The organism is Aestuariibacter sp. A3R04 (assembly GCF_018860805.1).
Lineage (GTDB): Bacteria > Pseudomonadota > Gammaproteobacteria > Enterobacterales > Alteromonadaceae > Alteromonas.
Window position 1 is genome coordinate 1,185,518 of sequence record NZ_JAHKQR010000011.1, and the last position, 17,996, is coordinate 1,203,513.

The window sequence follows — 17,996 nt, forward strand, 5'->3', positions numbered from 1 at the left end:
TAATCATGATTGATACAAAACAAAAACACCGCCTACAAATGAGGAGGCGTTTAATTTTTAACCACATGTGAAGTTAAGTTATTTATCCCGCGATTTTTTCTCCATCTGAGGTTTTAAAATCCATAGAGAGGGAGTTCACGCAATATCGCTGGCCAGTTTCCGTTGGTCCGTCGCGGAAAACATGGCCTAGGTGCGCATCACAGGACAAACAGTAAATTTCTACCCTTTGCATACCGTGACTAGAGTCTTCCCGATAGCCTACATTGCCATCTGATGTTTGTTTATCGAAAGACGGCCAGCCGCAACCGGCATCAAATTTAGCTGACGCATCAAACAGTGTACTACCACAACACTTACACAAATAAGTTCCAGATCGATCTTCGTTAAGCAAAACACCAGTAAACGGTCGCTCTGTTCCTGCCTGCCGTGTGACATGGTATGCGTCTGAGGACAACTTGGCTTTCCAGTTTGTTCGGTCCGTCATGATCACCACCTTTAAGCTATTTTTTTACCGCATGTTGAGGGCGTGCAGGATCGCTCCAATCGAGGTGGAATTTCTTCCCAACTGGTTTGTCAACTCGTTGATAAGTATGGGCGCCAAAATAATCTCGCTGCCCCTGCAGTAAATTCGCCGGCAACACAGCGGTGCGGTACGAATCGTAGTAGCTCAACGCCGACATCATGGCTGGGCATGGTATACCTGCCAGCGCTGCTTCAGCTAAAGATTCCCGCCAATCAGCCTGATATTGGGTAATTTGCTCAGAGAAAAATGGATCCAGCAGCAAGTTTGCCAATTCTTCATTGGTCTCATAGGCCTTCGCGATTGATTGCAAAAACACTGCGCGAATAATACAGCCTGCACGCCAAATACGTGCGATAGCACCAAAATCAAGCTCCCAGCCGCGTTCTTTAGAAGCCGTTGCCATGAGCTGGAACCCCTGTGCATAAGCGCAAATTTTTGAACAATATAAGGCGTGTTCAAGTTTGTTTATTGCAGCCATTTTTTCTGAATCAGAAAGCGATTTCACAGCCGGTCCACTGAGTACTTTACTGGCCACCACACGCTCTTCTTTTAAGCTTGAAATACTGCGTGCAAATACTGCGGCGGTAATGGTCTGCGCGGGGCTGCCAACCTGCAGAGCACTTACCGCTGTCCACAGTCCGGTACCTTTCTGCCCAGCTTTGTCCAAAATGACATCTACCAGGGGGACGCCCGTGTCAGGATCTATCTGTTCAAGTACTTCAGCACTGATTTCAATTAAGTAACTGTTGAGTTTGCCATGATTCCACCGACGAAATACTTCAGCAATCTCCGCCGGTGACATGTGTAAAGACGTGCGCATGACCTGATACGTTTCACATATAAGCTGCATATCTGCGTATTCGATGCCATTGTGAACCATCTTTACATAGTGGCCGGCACCAACAGGGCCAATATAGGTAGCACAAGGTTCGCCATCGGTAACAGGCTGTCCAGGGACAAATGACTCAAGGGGCAAGCCGGTTTTTGCATCAACCTTGGCAGCAATGGCTGTTAATACGGGTTCAAGTCGAGTCCACGCATACGGATTGCCCGAGGGCATAAGAGACGGGCCGAATCGGGCCCCTACTTCACCGCCAGAAACGGCCGTTGAAAAGAATATAAATTTGCTTTTGTATCTTTCTTCACGCTCTACTGAATCAGTCCACAAACTGTTTCCTGTATCGACAACAATGTCGTCAGCCTGAATACCAGCATCGATGAGGTGTGAGCACACATGGTCAACAGGTGCTCCGGCCGGAACGGAAACAATAATCATGTGAGGTGACGTGAGTTTGCTCAACAACTCCGTGTAGGAGCTACAACCTTCAACCCGTGGAGGCAAATCACCGCGCTCCTCTTCGTCTTTAGCCAATATGGCGTCAACTTTTGATTGGTCTAGGTCGAAACAGGCAACCCGATAATCATGATCGACAAGATTCAATGTCAAATTGGCGCCCATCACGCCCAGGCCAATGAATCCGATATCACATTTTGGTTCTGGTTGCTTTCCATCTTCTTTTTGCATTTTGGTCTCACCTCACGTTTCAGATGGCTGCGGATCATACCACTCCCGGCCAGAGCCCACACTAAAAGTTTGTTTATTTACTGATGAATTAGGGTTGAAAGTGTACCGACCGGTTAGCTAGCGAACACTAGTAAAGGTGCTCAAGGTCTCAGCGGTTGAAAGCTAAACACTGCAACCGTTCTGGCAGCCTGCAAAAATACCCGCTGAATACTTATTTGAGGTTGTTCTGATAAAGACGCATAACGAGTATCAACCTCTAATTGCCACGCCCCCCTCGCTGACAAACTGGGCAAATTAAACCGCCTGTCTTCCTTGCTGGCATTGAAACACAAAAACCAGTGTTCCGGTTCATCCGAAGCAACTGCACAGCCCTTGATTTCAACGCCAAAGGCCTTGCTCTGAGGCGATTGCCAGTCTTCAGACACTTTATCCCGTCCATCTGGCTTAAACCACCTTATGGCCGCAACATTTTGTTCCCTTTGAAAATCGTCATCTTCCATTAAGAGCTGCTGCAGCAAAACACTGCGTTTTCTGAGGTGAATAACGTGTTGACAGAAGTGAAGAAAATCTGTCTGCCGCTTGTTGAGCGACCACTGATACCAGTTAATATCATTGTCCTGGCAATAAGCATTGTTATTACCCAATTGAGTACGACTTAACTCATCTCCTCCGAGAATGTGAGGTGTCCCCTGAGACAACAGCAACGAAACAAACAAATTTCGTTTTTGTTGCTCTCTCAGCGCAAGGATCTGTTCGTCATGCGTTTCACCTTCCACACCGTAATTGGCAGACAGATTGTGCCCGTGCCCGTCACGGTTGTTTTCGCCATTGGCTTCATTGTGCCGCTGGGCGTAACTCACTAAATCGTGTAGCGTAAACCCATCGTGGTAAGTGACATTATTCACCGATGTAGTGATGGGCTTGCTCCCCTTGTGGAAGATGTCTCTGGAACCCATCAGGCGAGTAGCAAATTCGGGGGTTATAGCGTGATCACCTCGCCAAAACGCGCGAACAGTGTCCCGATAGCGGTCACTGACCTCCAACCAAGGATAGGGAAACGCTCCGAGCTGATACCCGCCAGGACCGATATCCCAAGGTTCGGCAATGAGAATAACGTTTCTTAGCACGGGATCCTGCGCAATGGCTCTAAGCAAACCCGAGTGAGGGGTAAATTGCTGGGGATCTCGACCCAAACACACTGCAAGGTCAAAGCGAAAACCATCAACACCAAACACCGTCACCCAGTGTCGCAGGGCATCCATAATAAGTGTCATCATAAAGGGCTGCGCACTGTGTACCGTATTGCCACAGCCAGAATGATTACTGTAAACCAGTTCACCAGTCGCCGCCTGTTCCAGTAGATAGGCCTGCTGAGGACAAAATCCCTTAAACGATAGTACGGGCCCGCCGTCGCCTCCTTCTGCAGTGTGATTGAACACCACATCGACGATCACTTCGAGTCCTGCCTCGTGATACGCATCAACCATATCCCTCAATTCGTTAAAGGCATCTTTCACCCCATAACGCGGCTCCGGTGCGAAAAAATTAACCGGATTGTAACCCCAGTAATTCGTCATCCCCTTCTCGGTGATGTAAGGCTCCGGCATAAAACTGGCGAGAGGCATAAATTGCACAGTGGTTACTCCTAACGCCTTTATGTGTGCAATGACCTCTGGATGACGGGCCCCTACGTACGTACCTCTATGAGATTCAGGCACCGCAGGGTGATTCATGGTCATGCCTTTTACATGAGCTTCATATAAGATACGCTCATGGGGCTTGAACTCAGGTTTTGCTGAAGCGGAAATTTCGGGTGTTTTTACTACGACACTACGAGGGATCATAAACGCCGTATCGGTTTCGTACTGTCTGGCATTCCAGTGAATCGGCCTGTTGAGCATTTTGGCATAAGGATCGATAAGCAATTTCTCAGACGTTACCGTATGCAAGAATTGCTCAGCTCGAACTACGCGGTAAGCGTACAATTGCCCTTCTTGCACACCAGCAACGAAAAGATGCCATATATCGCCGGTTTTGCCTGTCAGGTCGATATCAATAAGGAGTTCCTCTGTGTCATGGCTGTATAAACACAAGGTAACAGACTTTGCCCCTGGACAATAAACCGCAAAATTTACGCCTTCACCAGTAAAGGTAGCCCCCAAGGGTGAAGGCAGTCCCCGTTTGGTCTGCCATTGAGATGATAATTCTGTCTGCACGGCCACTATGGCTCCTATTCATAAACCCAGTACAGCGTTGCCAAGGGTGGCAATTCAATTTCAATGGAATACGGTTTATCGTTCCATGGAATGTTGTCTGCACTCACCTCTCCGGGAACCGGGAACTCACTGCCCCAGTATTGGCCATCGTCTGTATTGAGAATAAGCCGATAGCTTCCTGGGTTTTCTACCCCGACGCGAAACTTACTGCGCGGTGCTGGCGTAAAATTGCATATTACATACACTTTTTGTTGCGTCTTCGCTTTTCTCACGAAGGACAACACGCTGAGTTCAGCGTAATTGTGATCGATCCAGCTAAAGCCTTCAAAATGATGATCTAACTCGTGAAGCGCAGGGAAAGACTGGTACGTATGGTTCAGCGTTTTATACAAGGTCTGAACACCTTTGTGTTTGTCAAACTCAAGTAAATGCCAGTCGAGTTCACCATCGTGATTCCACTCTCTTGCTTGCGCAAATTCATTACCCATAAAATTGAGCTTCTTACCAGGATGTCCATACATAAAAGCGGCATAACAGCGCAAATTAGCCGCCTGCTGCCACTCATCGCCTGGCATTTTTCCCAGCAAACTTCCTTTTCCATGCACTACCTCATCATGTGAAATAGGCAGGACAAAATTTTCATCGAAGGCGTAAACCATGCTGAAAGTAATATCGCCGTGATGATAACGACGGTATGCAGGATCTTTACTTATGTAGTGCAAGGAATCATGCATCCACCCCATATTCCATTTGAAGCCAAAACCCAGGCCTCCTTCATAAACCGGCCGTGAAACCCTGGGAAAAGAGGTGGATTCTTCAGCAATCGTCATTGCGCCTGGGAAATGTTTGTAAACTTCCTCGTTCATCCATTTCAAAAGACTAATGGCTTCGTAATTCTCATTGCCACCGTCAACGTTAGGGATCCATTCGCCTTCATTTCTGGAGTAATCCAGGTAAAGCATTGACGCAACCGCATCAACCCTAAGACCATCTACGTGAAATTTATCAAGCCAGTATAGGGCATTAGCTACCAAGAATTGACGGACTGTGTCTTTGCCAAAGTCATAAATACACGAGTTCCAATCAGGGTGCCATCCTTTCCTTGGGTCATCATATTCATAGACGTGGCTACCATCGAAACGCGCCAAACCGTGGGCGTCTTCGGGGAAGTGTGCAGGTACCCAATCGATAATCACACCAATATCAGCCTGGTGACAGGTATCGACAAAATACTTGAACTCATCCGGTGAACCAAACCGACTAGTGGGAGCAAACAAGCCAACAGGCTGATAGCCCCATGAACCGTCAAAAGGAAATTCAGAAACGGGAAGCAATTCAATATGGGTATACCCCATCTCTTTGACATAACTAACCAGAGACTCAGACAGCGCACGATAAGATAAATAGCGAGAACCTGATGTTGCATCAGGGCGACGCCAGGAACCCAAATGCACTTCGTATATACTCATAGGACGAGTGTATTTATCCCCTTCCCGGCTTTGCATCCACTGCTTATCTCGCCATTGATACCTATCGTGGTTATACACCATAGATGCGTGGGAAGGATATTGCTCAGCGGCATACCCGAGCGGGTCGGCTTTATGTGGTAAATCATTACCCCACGCATCCTTCAATTGATATTTGTAGCGCGCGCTCTCGCTTACGCCGGGAATGACCAGTACCCAGTAACCCAGATCCGTTTGTTGCATCGCATGACGTCTGCCATCCCAATGATTGAAATCACCAATCACGGACACCGCAGATGCATTGGGAGCATAAACAATAAAGCGCGTCGCCTTTACTCCATCGACTTCAATAAGCTGCGCTCCACCCTGCCGATACAAATTTTGCGGTTCGTGATCAATAAAATGCACGCCGTGATACGCAGCATCTTGGAATTGGTATGGATCGCAGTAACTATACTCACTGTCTTTTGTGGTAACCCGCAAATAATAGGGGCCTTTAAAGGATGAAAGAGGAGCGACGGCGGAAAACAAATCCGACTTTTTAACCCGCTTCAATGAAGTAATAGCAGCAGATTCACCTCCGAAGTGAACGTCGATGGCTTGGGCGTCAGGCACATACGCGGTAATACTAACCTTATTATCGTTAATTTTTATTCCAAGTATTGAGAACGGATCACGACACTTTGCGTGGGATAATTGCTGTTCTACATCCATTTTTTACTCCTCTCGCCTGCCGGTTTAGCCGACAGGCCTTGCGATACCAATACCGCATACCTTACTCTGTACTGGCTTTTCTTCTTGTTTCTGTCAGCTTATAGGCAAGGGCATCAAGGGTTTCGTCATTAAATATCTGCTGCAACGTATGGGACAACTTTCTTCGCCAGTTGGGATATTCATTAAAAGTACCAGGTACATTAACAGGCTTGTCCATCTCCAGCCAGTCTTCAAGTTGCAAACTCAATAAAGCACTTGAACCCGTTGCCATATGTAGCTGCATTCCCCTGTTTAGCTCAGTGGTCATACCCACATAGTTTACATCATGGCTGATGTGCTCACTAATGCTGTGATGCCCGTGTAAAGTATCCAATATCGCCTGTTTGTTGTCATGTCTGTCTGTGTATAGCTGCGACAAAATAGCTTCGGTAGGATACAGCCCAATTTCTTTGCCCAATTCAAGGTCCAGGCAATGCCAGAAGCCCTTGAGAGTTGGCATGTCATGGGTGGTCAGGGTAGACATTGATTGCACAGGATAATGAGAAGGCGAGAAAAAACCGCCATCTTCGGCCTGTTCAAAAAAGAAAACACGATACGAATAGACGCCATTTTCAGCTAGTTTCTCACGAATTTCTTCAGGAACTGTGCCTAAATCTTCGCCTATTACTAAGCTCTTATTACGATGGCTTTCCAGTGCGAGAATGGCGAGTAAGTCATCAACGGGATAATAAACGTAACCGCCGTCTTTAGCGTCGTCTCCCTTCGGCACCCACCACAGCCGCAATAGTGCCATAACATGGTCGATTCTCAACGCTCCTGAACCTGCCATGTTAGATGAAAACAAATCGATAATTGGCTGATATTGCTGTTCGTAGAGTTTGTGGGGATCCATCGGTGGTAAACCCCAGTTTTGTCCTAAAGGTCCGAGTATATCTGGTGGGGCACCTACGGAGGCATCAATACAATAGAGATCTTTATTCCCCCAGATTTCAGCACTCCCCTCACTTACGCCCACCGCCAGATCACGGTACAGACCTATCGTCATGCCGGCTTCGACGGCAACATCGCTTGCCTTTTGCAACTGCAGCGCGGCCTGCCATTGTAGAAACATGAAAAATTTAACCCGCTTTTCATGTTTCTTTCGGTAAGCCGCAACACCGTCTTTGTGATAATCAGACAAAGACTCAGGAAATACCGGCCATCCCCAAGACAACTTACCTTCTTCCGCCAGTGCTTCTTGCAGGGTGTCGTATACCGCTAGCATGTCGAGGCTTTCACCGCCCTCCTGAACAAAGGCTGCAAACGCTTTGCGCTGTCGCGTATTTTTGGTCAAATAACGTTCGTAGTAAGCATCAAATAACGCAGTGAGCGCCGCCAGTTTAAGCGCTGCTACCCCGGCGTAATCAACATAATCGGTTTGCCTTACGGCATTTAGTTTACGCTGAAATTCAGTGTCATTGACGAGCGATTGTACCCTGGGATCCTCGTAGCAAGGCAGTGCGGTTACATCCAGATATAAGTAATTTAACCAGCGACGGGACGACGGGCCATATGGACTACAAGCATCTGGATTCGCAGGATACAAGGCATGAATGGGGTTCAATCCAATAAAATCCGCGCCTCTATTTGCGGCATTGCGAATAAGGTACGCAAGGTCAGAAAAGTCACCCATGCCCCAATTTGTATCACTTTTTACGCAATAGAGCTGAACACTCAGCCCCCAGAGCTTTTTGCCTTTTGCAATCTCCTCAGGAATATAACAACGAGAAGGTGCCATAATAATGCGCATGTAACCCAACGCCTCATCGTCGCCCTCCACAAACAATGCCAAGGTGTGATACCCCATGGGCAATGAGAGGGGCAACTGAATCTGATATTCGTGGAACTCCACTTCATCTATATGCGCAACGTTAACTAAAGTTTCATCAACCGGTGTGAAACTGTGATCGAAGACTTGCCCCTTTTCCGTTGTAATAGCTACAGTATAAGAGTCGGTAACCAGTTCAATAGGCAACCGAATAGTAAACAACGTGGCATCTGATTGGCGTAACACCTGTACCGGGTTTAACGGTGACTGCCAAAATCGTCTCGCTTCATCGTGCAGTTGAGATACAATGGCGTCTTTGTCATGGGTGTTGTAACCCAGTGCATTTAATAGTTTTGTCTGACTTGTTTCTGAGATAACGGCGGGTTTACCCCATGCATCGATATAGTGAGTTTCAATTCCTCGCATCTCAACAAGTTGTTGCAAAACGGGATTTGTCATAGTCGTCTTTTCCTGTTTAACAGCGTCGAGCATGGTGGATACATCTCCAGCATAGCAGCCAACGCACAATTTTTTAACATTATCGATTAAAGATGCGAAAGGCGAAATTGAATACGATTGCATAGCCGACTACTGTAATTTTGCAACATCAATCGCATTTTGTTTTGCCAATTATGCCATTTTGATCCATACTTTACGTAATTTATTTTCACTAATACCAAATTTAGAGGTATGTCATGACAATACGCATCGGTATCAATGGTTTTGGACGCATCGGTCGTTTAGTAATGCGCGCAGCTCAACAACGGGACGACATTGAAGTTGTTGCAATTAACGACCTGCTAGACACAGATTATATTGCTTACATGCTGAAATACGATTCCACCCACGGTATCTTTGACGGCGAGATCGCTATCGAGAACAACAACTTGGTGGTAAACGGTAATACAATCCGTGTGACTTCCGAAAGAAACCCTGCAGATTTAGCCTGGGGTGATGTCAACGTTGATGTAGTAGTAGAATCAACAGGTCTGTTCCTTACTAAGGAAACTGCAGCGGCTCACATTGAAGCTGGCGCGAAAAAAGTGGTAATGTCAGCGCCGTCTAAGGACGACACGCCCATGTTTGTAATGGGAGTCAACCACGATAGTTATGAAGGTCAAACCATTGTTTCCAACGCGTCGTGCACCACAAACTGTCTTGCCCCCGTCGCGAAAGTGCTAAACGACAACTTCGGAATTGTAGATGGTTTGATGACAACCGTTCACGCCACCACAGCGACCCAGAAAACCGTAGATGGCCCGTCTCATAAAGACTGGCGCGGTGGTCGTGGCGCGAGCCAGAACATCATTCCTTCATCTACTGGTGCTGCAAAAGCTGTTGGTAAGGTTATTCCCGCTCTCAATGGCAAGTTAACCGGTATGGCATTCCGTGTACCTACTCCTAACGTATCGGTGGTCGATTTAACAGTAAACCTGGCTAAACCCACTTCTTATGAGGCGATTTGTGAAGCCATGAAAGCGGCCGCTGAAGGAGAGTTGAAAGGCATTCTTGGTTACACTGAGGACGCAGTGGTATCTAACGACTTTTTGGGTGATGCGAGAACGTCTGTATTCGACGCCGACGCGGGTATTGCCTTAACTGACACCTTTGTGAAAGTGGTTTCTTGGTATGACAACGAATGGGGTTACTCCAATAAAGTTCTGGACTTGGTGAAGCACATTTCAGCCTAATCTACCCGTATTAAAAGCGCCCTCGGCGCAAATTGAAAAAGAAGGTGTGATTTTTATCGCACCTTTTTTATTTTCAATGCACAATAAAACAAATTCACACGCATTTATTGTCAAGGAGACATTTCGTGAGTATTCCCGACACAATCAGGGTAGACGAATCGGCAGGTATTACTTTCTTACATATTGATAACGCATTCGCGTCGTGCCGGATTAGTCTTTACGGCGCCCACGTTCTGTCTTTCACGCCAAAAACAGACAATCGTGACAGATTGTGGTTAAGTCCGCATGCTTATCTCAATGGCGAGCGCCCCATTCGCGGGGGCATTCCGATCTGTTGGCCATGGTTTGCCGACGACCACGGCAGAGAGAAAGGCGCCCTGCCCGCTCACGGTTTTTTACGTACGCAGGTATGGCAAATCCAATACGCAGAAGAAACCCCTGAAGGCACTCGCATTGTGTTGTCACCGGCATTCAGTCGTGGAGACGGCTTCGAATACGATTGTACGGTGAGTTATGAAGTTATGGTAGGGTCAGCCCTTACCGTATCACTGGAAACTCGCAACACCGGTATAGTGCCCTTTCGCTTTAACGCTGCATTGCACACTTATTTTAGTGTGCCGGACATTGCCCAAGTGACTTTGGAGGGAATTTCGGGCGAGTACAAAGACAAGCTCGAAAACTGGGCAGAAAAGCCGACACCCAATCCATATAGCATAAATGGGGAAACTGACCGAATTCACAACCACGCGGCAAAAACAGTGACAATTAACTACCAGCAGACAGAATTTACGGTTGTAGAGAGTGGCGGCCATGACTCCATGGTAGTCTGGAATCCATGGCAAGGTGCTGCATCAATTGCAGATATGGATGCATTTGGTTTCAAACACATGATGTGTGTAGAAACAGCTATCACCAACGGTTGTCCCCTGTCCCCGGACGAAAAACACACTGTGACTCAACTGGTAAGGTAAGCCGACTAACAGCAAAAAAAACCAGCCACAAGCTGGTTTTTTTATAACTGTAAACAGCCAGACGAGGAAACAGACTGTTACGCGGCACCTTCACATGCAGCTTTTGCCAAGGCGGTGATAGCATCCCAATCACCGTTTTCGATGGCGTCATCAGGGGCAACCCAGGAACCGCCTACACACTTAACACTGTTCAATGCCAGATAGTCGTTGTAGTTGGCTGGCCCAATACCGCCCGTCGGGCAAAAGGTAATATCAGGAAACGGCCCACTGATGGATTTAATGGCTTTAACACCACCTGAAGCTTCCGCTGGGAAGAATTTGAGATGGTCGTAACCCGCATCTTTAGCGGTCATTAAATCTGATATAGATGAAATGCCTGGAATAAGTGGGATCTGCGACTCTTTGCCTGCCTGTAACAAGTTTTCCGTTAAGCCCGGGCTGATGGCAAATTTAGCCCCTGCTTCTATAACCTGTTTCAATTGCTGTGCATTAGTTACCGTCCCTGCTCCGATGATCGCATCTGGTACTTCATCTGCTATTTTTCTAATGACTTCCAGTGCTACTGGCGTACGAAGCGTAACTTCCAGTACTTTGATGCCACCAGCCATTAATGCTTTTGCTAGCGGCACTGCTTTTTCCAGGTCTTTAATTACTAACACCGGGACCACAGGACCAGCAGCAAATACATCCGCCGGTGAATATTTCCAATTCATTGTCATAGTTAACTCGCAGTATGTTGGTTCAAGTACGCTGCAGCACCTAATAATCCGTGATCGGGCTCAGCAATGAGATATGTGGGAATGTCTTTAACGTAGTGTTTCATCTGTCCTTTCGCCTCAAAGCGGGCGCGGAAATCACTTTGCTGAATAAAATCAACAAAACGATTCGCAATGCCACCACCAATGAAAACCCCGCCCGTTGTGGCCATATTCAACGCCAGATTACCGGCAAAGCTCCCCATTACACGACAAAACTGAGTCAGGGAACGCACGCAGATGTCACAACGTTTTGCTAACGCATTTTCTGTGATATCTGACGGTTCAGAAAAAGCGACCTCAACACCGGCATTCATTGCAAGCGCGGTATAAATGTTGACTATTCCACGTCCGGACATTAGTTCTTCGGCAGATGCACGACCGTATTTTTCCTGTAAGTAGCGCCAAACGATAACGTCTGTCTCATCCACTGGCGCAAAGTCGACATGACCCCCTTCGCCATCTAGCGTTTGCCATCCCGATGAAGTCATAGTGATGTGTTCAACGCCCAGCCCCGTGCCGGGACCAAAAACGGCTATATTGCCGTTTTCCTTTGGCGTACCGTTGCCGATTTGAATTACCTGTTCATCAGACAACCCGGGGAGCGAATGCGCAACTGCGGTAAAGTCGTTAATCACAAACAAGGCATTAAGGTTTAACTGATTACGCAACGCAAGCTGGGAAAATGCCCAGCTGTGATTGGTCATCTCAACCTGATCGCCCAGTACGGGACAAGCGATAGCAATACAGCCCTGAGTAAACGCGTAATCAGGGAGATCAGTGAAATATCGCTGTATTGCCAAATCTATAGTGGCAAAATCCCTACACTGATATTTAATTATATCTTGCAAGCCATCTTCTGTGACCCTAGCCAGGCGGATGTTTGTTCCTCCGACATCCGCCACAAACTTGTGCGTCATAGTGCCTGCTCCTGTGTCGCGAACAAGGAACAAGCTCCTTCTTCGGCACCGGACAATGTCGCCCTGAAACCAGCGAATATCTCCCTGCCCATCCCAATCTGATGGTGAGCCAAATCAGCTGGTTTAGCTTCCCGTTTGGCTAAGGTTTCTTCATCTACGTGAAGTGTCAAATCACCTGTTTCTGTGTTTAATTCAATAATATCACCAGCCTGCACTTTCGCCAGCATGCCGCCTTTATAGGCCTCTGGGGTGACGTGAATAGCTGCGGGCACTTTACCAGACGCGCCAGACATCCTGCCATCAGTTACCAGTGCAACTTTGAAGCCTTTGTCTTGCAAAACACCTAATGGTGGAGTCAGGCGGTGCAATTCCGGCATACCAATGGCAGATGGCCCCTGGAAGCGAACAACGATGATACAATCTTTGTTCAGCTCACCGGATTTAAATGCCGCATCAAGTTCAAATTGATCCTCAAATACCACAGCCGGCGCTTTAATATGACACACTGGTGAACGCAACGCGGAGGTTTTGATTACTCCCCGGCCCAGATTTCCCCTTAACACACAAACGCCGCCATCGGGTTTGAAGGGTGACGCGATTGATGCAATCACTTCTTTGTCGTGGGATTCTTTGGGGCCATCACGCCATTCTAATTCACCATCCAGTAATACGGGCTCTTTGGTGTACAAATCTAGCCCGTCTCCACAAATCGTTTTAACGTCGTTATGCAACAAACCAGCGTCTAGTAATTGTTTAAATAACAAAGACATACCGCCAGCAGCTACAAAGTGGTTGATATCCGCAGAACCATTAGGGTAAATGCGCGTAATAAGGGGAACCGCATTCGAAATATCTGAGAAATCATCCCAGTTGATGATCACTCCCGCTGCACGTGCTACCGCAACTAAGTGCATCGTATGGTTCGTAGAGCCACCGGTTGCCAACAGCGCAACGATGCCGTTAACAATCGCTTTTTCGTCTACGATATGCCCAATTGGCGTGTAGTTGTCACCGAGGTCTGTCAAGCGAGTAACCTGCACTGATGCGGCTTTAGTTAACGCATCGCGCAAAGGCGTTCCCGGGTTGACGAATGATGAACCAGGTAAATGCAGCCCCATGGTTTCTACCACTAGCTGGTTAGAGTTTGCTGTGCCATAAAACGTACAGGTACCAGCAGAATGGTAAGACTGTGATTCAGCTTCGAGTAACTCGTCGCGCCCCACTTTTCCTTGCGCAAACTCTTGTCTCACTCGGGCTTTTTCTTTGTTCGGCAAACCTGATGGCATAGGACCGGCTGGTACAAAAACCGTTGGTAAATGCCCAAACGCCAATGAACCGAGCAACAGACCGGGTACGATTTTGTCACAGATCCCTAGCATCATGGCGCCATCGAACATGTTGTGAGACAAGCCAACAGCAGTGGCTTGAGCAATCACGTCGCGACTCATCAAACTGAGATCCATCCCCGGGTTACCCTGGGTAACACCATCACACATGGCAGGAACACCGCCGGCGAATTGAGCAACACTGCCTACTTCGCGAATGGCTTGTTTAATTATAGCCGGATAATTTTCGTAAGGCTGATGAGCTGACAACATGTCGTTGTATGACGAAATAATCGCGATATTTGCCTTTGTCATCGAACGCAAATCGGCTTTTTCTTCCGTTCCACAAGCCGCAAAGCCGTGAGCAAGGTTTCCGCAGGAGAGGACTCCACGGTGTGGGCCTGCACGACGTGCATGTTCAATTTTTTCTAAATACGCTTTACGCGTAGCTTTACTGCGCTCAATGATGCGCTGAGTAACTTCTGCTATTTGAGAATTCATTATCTTCTCCTATGGTGCCCACATTAATGTTACGTCGGCGCGGTTAACCACCGCCGTAATGGGCTTTTCAATTTCAGTGGCGTTTTTCAGTGCGTCTTCGAGTACGGCTCTTTTCTTTTCACCGGTCAGGTGAATAAAAATATTCCGGCTGTTTAGCAATGCCGGCAACGTCAAAGAAATACGCTGATGAGGAGCGGTTGTAGGTTGCACCGCAATACACACTTTTCCGCTGGACATGTTAAGTCCGTCGGCAACCTGTTCAGAGCAAGGGAACAGCGACGCCGTGTGACCGTCTTCTCCCATGCCCAGGATCAATGCATCAAAAGGCTGGCTGAAACTGCTCAAACGGCTTTCCGCTTCTGCAATGCCATCATTGGCGTCATGATCATCCGTTTTTAACGATACAAAATGCGCATTTGACGCCTTGTTTTGAATCAAATTCTGTTTCACCAGTGCGGTATTACTCGCCTCGTGGGACTCGTCTACCCATCGTTCATCGGCAAGCGTAATATCCACGTTGCTCCAATCGAGCGTCGCGTGACTAAGTTGCTTAAACAGTGCCAATGGCGTGCGCCCACCACTAACTACAAGACTTGCTCGGCCCCGTTTTGTAATGCCTTCCTGCAGAAGTGCAACCAGCTTGTTGGCAAACGCGTCCGTCAGTGCATCGGCCGTGTCAAAAGCTTCTGTTTTCAATGACATATTATTTTTTCTTCCGCGTAACTTTACTTTCATACCAACTGCGATTTTCCCGTGCCAGCAAACCAATGGAGTTTACCGGTCCCCACGTACCCGCCTGGTATGGCTCAGGTGGTTCATTACTTTGTTTCCACGCATCTAAAATAGAATCAACCCAAGACCAAGCTTGTTCTATTTCATCGCGGCGAACAAACAACGCCTGATTACCCAACATAACTTCTAGCAATAATTTTTCATATGCATCGGGGATCCGCTCTTCACCAAACGCTTCAGAGAAGCTCAAATCGAGTTTTGACTTTTGTAAATCCATGGAGCCCGAACTGGTAAGACCCGGCACCTTATTCATAACCGTGATTTCAACGCCTTCATCAGGCTGCAGACGAATAACCAGTTTGTTAGGTGGTAATTTCTGGAAACTGTCGCCGAACAAGTTATGAGGCTGACGTTTAAAGTAGATCACAACCTCAGACACTTTCGTTGGCAAACGCTTACCGGTTCTAAGATAAAACGGCACGCCTGCCCAGCGCCAATTGTCGATGTCGACCTTAAGGGCGACAAACGTTTCAGTCTGGCTCTTCGTGTTGGCATCCTCTTCCTCTAGATAACCCGGTACTTCTTCGCCCTTGACAAAACCGGCCGTATACTGCCCTCTTACAGTAGATTCGTTAACGTTACTCATGTTAATCGGGCGCAGTGCTTTTAATACTTTCAGTTTTTCGTCCCGAATACTGTCTGCATCCAGTGTGGCTGGTGGCTCCATAGCAACCAGACTGAGAATTTGCAGCAGGTGATTTTGTACCATATCCCGCATTTGTCCGGCGTCATCAAAATAACCCCAGCGCCCCTCAATTCCCACTGATTCCGCCACGCTAATTTGCACGTGGTCAATGGAGTTGTGGTCCCAGTTAGTGGCAAATATTGAATTTGCAAATCGCAACGAAATAAGATTCAGAACTGTTTCTTTACCTAAGTAGTGGTCAATACGGTAAATTTGCGATTCGTTGAAATATTCCGAAACCTGATCATTGATAACCTTTGACGATTCAAGATCGTGGCCAATGGGTTTTTCAAGTACCACGCGAACAGAACTATCGATAATATTACAACTGTGTAAGCCGCGGCAGATGTCGCCATAAATGGCTGGCGGCGTCGCCAGGTAACACACCATTGTTCTATCGGCGTCTACTACGCCGTCAAAGACACAGTAACTTTCCATGTCTTTCATATCGACACGAACGTAGCTCAAACGTGCTTCCAGACGAGCCCAGGTTTCTTCACAGGTTTTTTTATCACTGAATTTTTCAATATTGGCCCGCACTTCCTTGCGATAGGCTTCATCGGTCATTTCGTGACGCGCTACCCCGATAATCTTCGTATCAGGATGAATGAGTTCAGCTTTTTCCAGTTGATAGAGAGACGGCAACAGCTTCCGTCGTGACAGATCCCCCAGGGTGCCGAAAAGCACAAAATCACAGGGCTCAAAGGAATTATCCATTACCATAATTGTCGACCTTCTTAATGATAATCCGCAGAAACAAAATGTCGGACAGGCAATACCTGCATCCTGTTCCCGTTGTTGTTAGCACATAGTTAACACTAAATGTAGTAAAATTACAACTTGCTTCGTTTATATATAAATAAAGGGGCATTTTTTGTCTGAATACCCCCTGTTTTGTCGTTTCTCTTGTCAAAAAATTACATTTTTCTTGTCACCCGTGACACATTGCGTAATATAGAGAACCAGAATGACAATAACCTTACCCTATTATTTGTTATATCCGTATGAATATTCTTGAAAAAATTACACAAAACAAAACGGCTTTCAGCAAGTCTGAACGCAAAGTAGCAGAAGTGATCCTGGCAAATCCACAAACAGCCATTCACTCCAGTATAGCAACCCTGGCAAAAATGTCGGATGTCAGCGAACCGACGGTAAACCGGTTTTGTCGTCGCTTGGACACTAAGGGGTTTCCCGATTTTAAACTCCATCTGGCCCAAAGCCTCGCCAATGGTACGCCTTACGTAAACCGTCACGTGGATGAAAGTGATGGTCCTGGCGAATACACCAACAAAATATTTGAATCTACCATGGCATCGCTTGAAGTTGCGAAGCAATCTATTGATGTTGCCACCGTCAACCGTGTGGTCGATTTGTTAACCCAGGCACAGAAAATTTCGTTTTTTGGTTTAGGGGCATCGGCTTCTGTTGCCCATGATGCCTTAAACAAGTTTTTCCGATTCAATGTGCCCGTGGTGTACTTCGAAGATATCCTTATGCAGCGCATGAGTTGCATGAACTGTTCAGACGGTGACGTTGTAGTGCTGATATCACACACCGGACGTACCAAAAGCCTGGTAGAAATTGCACAGATCGCCAAAAGCAATGACGCTACAGTAGTTGGCATTACGTCAGCGGACAGCCCACTGGCAAAAGAATGCACTCATGTATTGTCTCTGGAAGTCCCTGAGGATACCGATATGTACATGCCCATGGCCTCCCGGATTGCCCAGCTTACCCTCATCGATGTGCTGGCAACGGGCTTTACGTTGCGTCGGGGCAATAAATTCAGAGAGAATCTGAAGCGGGTAAAAGATACACTGCGCGGCTCCCGCTACGACAAACGCGACTAGTTTTGTCGCCCCTTTATACTTTAATGCCGCCAACTGAGCGGCTTGTATATTACCCTTGTCTTCCATTGTTACTGGTAAGTCCAGTAACAAAAAAACTTTCTAAGATTCACATTATTGTCAGATTGCACTACTATTCTGTAATAAAATTACGTAAAGCCATTACAACAACAGAGTGAACGCATTTTCATCACTGTTGTCTTAAAAGACTGATACATTCCTTTAACGACGAAATAAATAAAGTGACCTATTACT

13 protein-coding genes are annotated in these 17,996 nt (G+C 47.1%); 3 read left to right on the forward strand and 10 right to left on the reverse strand.

The window, feature by feature from the left end:
• Positions 1-82 precede the first annotated feature (82 nt).
• The 5 genes from msrB to malQ all read right to left on the reverse strand — a co-directional run bounded on the left by msrB (position 83) and on the right by malQ (position 8,710).
• Positions 83-484 carry a peptide-methionine (R)-S-oxide reductase MsrB gene (msrB, locus tag KO518_RS14700; protein WP_216026546.1) on the reverse strand — a complete coding sequence of 134 codons (402 nt, stop codon included), beginning with the start codon at positions 482-484 and terminating at the stop codon, positions 83-85.
• Between the two features lie 16 nt (positions 485-500).
• Entirely contained in the window at positions 501-2,048 is a 1,548-nt protein-coding gene (gndA, locus tag KO518_RS14705; protein WP_216026547.1) for an NADP-dependent phosphogluconate dehydrogenase, read from the reverse strand.
• Between the two features lie 140 nt (positions 2,049-2,188).
• On the reverse strand, positions 2,189-4,270 hold the full coding sequence (gene glgX / locus KO518_RS14710; protein WP_216026548.1) for a glycogen debranching protein GlgX: 2,082 nt from the start codon (positions 4,268-4,270) through the stop codon (positions 2,189-2,191).
• Positions 4,271-4,278: 8 nt separating this feature from the next.
• Complete coding sequence (gene glgB, locus KO518_RS14715) at positions 4,279-6,444, reverse strand: 1,4-alpha-glucan branching protein GlgB (RefSeq protein WP_216026549.1); 2,166 nt, start codon at positions 6,442-6,444, stop codon at positions 4,279-4,281.
• Between the two features lie 61 nt (positions 6,445-6,505).
• Entirely contained in the window at positions 6,506-8,710 is a 2,205-nt protein-coding gene (malQ, locus tag KO518_RS14720) for a 4-alpha-glucanotransferase (RefSeq protein WP_216026550.1), read from the reverse strand.
• 236 nt (positions 8,711-8,946) lie between these two features.
• Between malQ and gap the strand changes: the two genes are divergently transcribed.
• Both gap and KO518_RS14730 read left to right on the forward strand, forming a co-directional pair.
• Positions 8,947-9,942, forward strand: coding sequence for a type I glyceraldehyde-3-phosphate dehydrogenase (gene gap / locus KO518_RS14725; RefSeq protein ID WP_216026551.1), 996 nt, complete (start codon positions 8,947-8,949; stop codon positions 9,940-9,942).
• A 125-nt stretch (positions 9,943-10,067) separates the two neighbouring features.
• The gene (locus KO518_RS14730; protein ID WP_216026552.1) at positions 10,068-10,913 is read left to right on the forward strand and encodes a D-hexose-6-phosphate mutarotase; all 846 of its coding nucleotides are present in this window, start codon (positions 10,068-10,070) and stop codon (positions 10,911-10,913) included.
• 77 nt (positions 10,914-10,990) lie between these two features.
• Here the strand turns inward: KO518_RS14730 and KO518_RS14735 are convergent, their stop codons facing one another.
• The 5 genes from KO518_RS14735 to zwf are packed head-to-tail and all read right to left on the reverse strand — an operon-like array spanning position 10,991 to position 16,614.
• Positions 10,991-11,632, reverse strand: a complete 642-nt coding sequence (locus KO518_RS14735; protein ID WP_216026553.1) for a bifunctional 4-hydroxy-2-oxoglutarate aldolase/2-dehydro-3-deoxy-phosphogluconate aldolase — start codon at positions 11,630-11,632, stop codon at positions 10,991-10,993.
• A 2-nt stretch (positions 11,633-11,634) separates the two neighbouring features.
• Complete coding sequence (locus KO518_RS14740) at positions 11,635-12,588, reverse strand: glucokinase (RefSeq protein WP_216026554.1); 954 nt, start codon at positions 12,586-12,588, stop codon at positions 11,635-11,637.
• Positions 12,585-14,414 (reverse strand): phosphogluconate dehydratase, encoded by a 1,830-nt coding sequence (edd, locus tag KO518_RS14745; RefSeq protein ID WP_216026555.1) that lies wholly within the window; start codon positions 14,412-14,414, stop codon positions 12,585-12,587. The genes KO518_RS14740 and edd overlap by 4 nt, the downstream gene beginning before the upstream one ends.
• 9 nt (positions 14,415-14,423) lie before the next feature.
• On the reverse strand, positions 14,424-15,116 hold the full coding sequence (gene pgl, locus KO518_RS14750) for a 6-phosphogluconolactonase (protein ID WP_216026556.1): 693 nt from the start codon (positions 15,114-15,116) through the stop codon (positions 14,424-14,426).
• Between the two features lies 1 nt (position 15,117).
• The gene (gene zwf, locus KO518_RS14755; protein ID WP_216026557.1) at positions 15,118-16,614 is read right to left on the reverse strand and encodes a glucose-6-phosphate dehydrogenase; all 1,497 of its coding nucleotides are present in this window, start codon (positions 16,612-16,614) and stop codon (positions 15,118-15,120) included.
• A gap of 281 nt (positions 16,615-16,895) precedes the next feature.
• Here zwf and KO518_RS14760 point away from each other — a divergent pair, with 281 nt between their 5' ends.
• A complete protein-coding gene (locus KO518_RS14760) occupies positions 16,896-17,744 on the forward strand; it encodes a MurR/RpiR family transcriptional regulator (protein WP_216026558.1) in 849 nt (282 codons plus the stop codon).
• The last annotated feature ends 252 nt before the right edge of the window (positions 17,745-17,996 follow it).

Coding starts and splice junctions, on each gene's coding strand:
- msrB (WP_216026546.1), bottom strand. CDS start 484: ATGACGGACCGAACAAACTGGAAAGCCAAGTTGTCCTCAGACGCATAC.
- gndA (WP_216026547.1), bottom strand. CDS start 2,048: ATGCAAAAAGAAGATGGAAAGCAACCAGAACCAAAATGTGATATCGGA.
- glgB (WP_216026549.1), bottom strand. CDS start 6,444: ATGGATGTAGAACAGCAATTATCCCACGCAAAGTGTCGTGATCCGTTC.
- malQ (WP_216026550.1), bottom strand. CDS start 8,710: ATGACAAATCCCGTTTTGCAACAACTTGTTGAGATGCGAGGAATTGAA.
- gap (WP_216026551.1), top strand. CDS start 8,947: ATGACAATACGCATCGGTATCAATGGTTTTGGACGCATCGGTCGTTTA.
- KO518_RS14735 (WP_216026553.1), bottom strand. CDS start 11,632: ATGACAATGAATTGGAAATATTCACCGGCGGATGTATTTGCTGCTGGT.
- KO518_RS14740 (WP_216026554.1), bottom strand. CDS start 12,588: ATGACGCACAAGTTTGTGGCGGATGTCGGAGGAACAAACATCCGCCTG.
- edd (WP_216026555.1), bottom strand. CDS start 14,414: ATGAATTCTCAAATAGCAGAAGTTACTCAGCGCATCATTGAGCGCAGT.
- pgl (WP_216026556.1), bottom strand. CDS start 15,116: ATGTCATTGAAAACAGAAGCTTTTGACACGGCCGATGCACTGACGGAC.
- zwf (WP_216026557.1), bottom strand. CDS start 16,614: ATGGTAATGGATAATTCCTTTGAGCCCTGTGATTTTGTGCTTTTCGGC.
- KO518_RS14760 (WP_216026558.1), top strand. CDS start 16,896: ATGAATATTCTTGAAAAAATTACACAAAACAAAACGGCTTTCAGCAAG.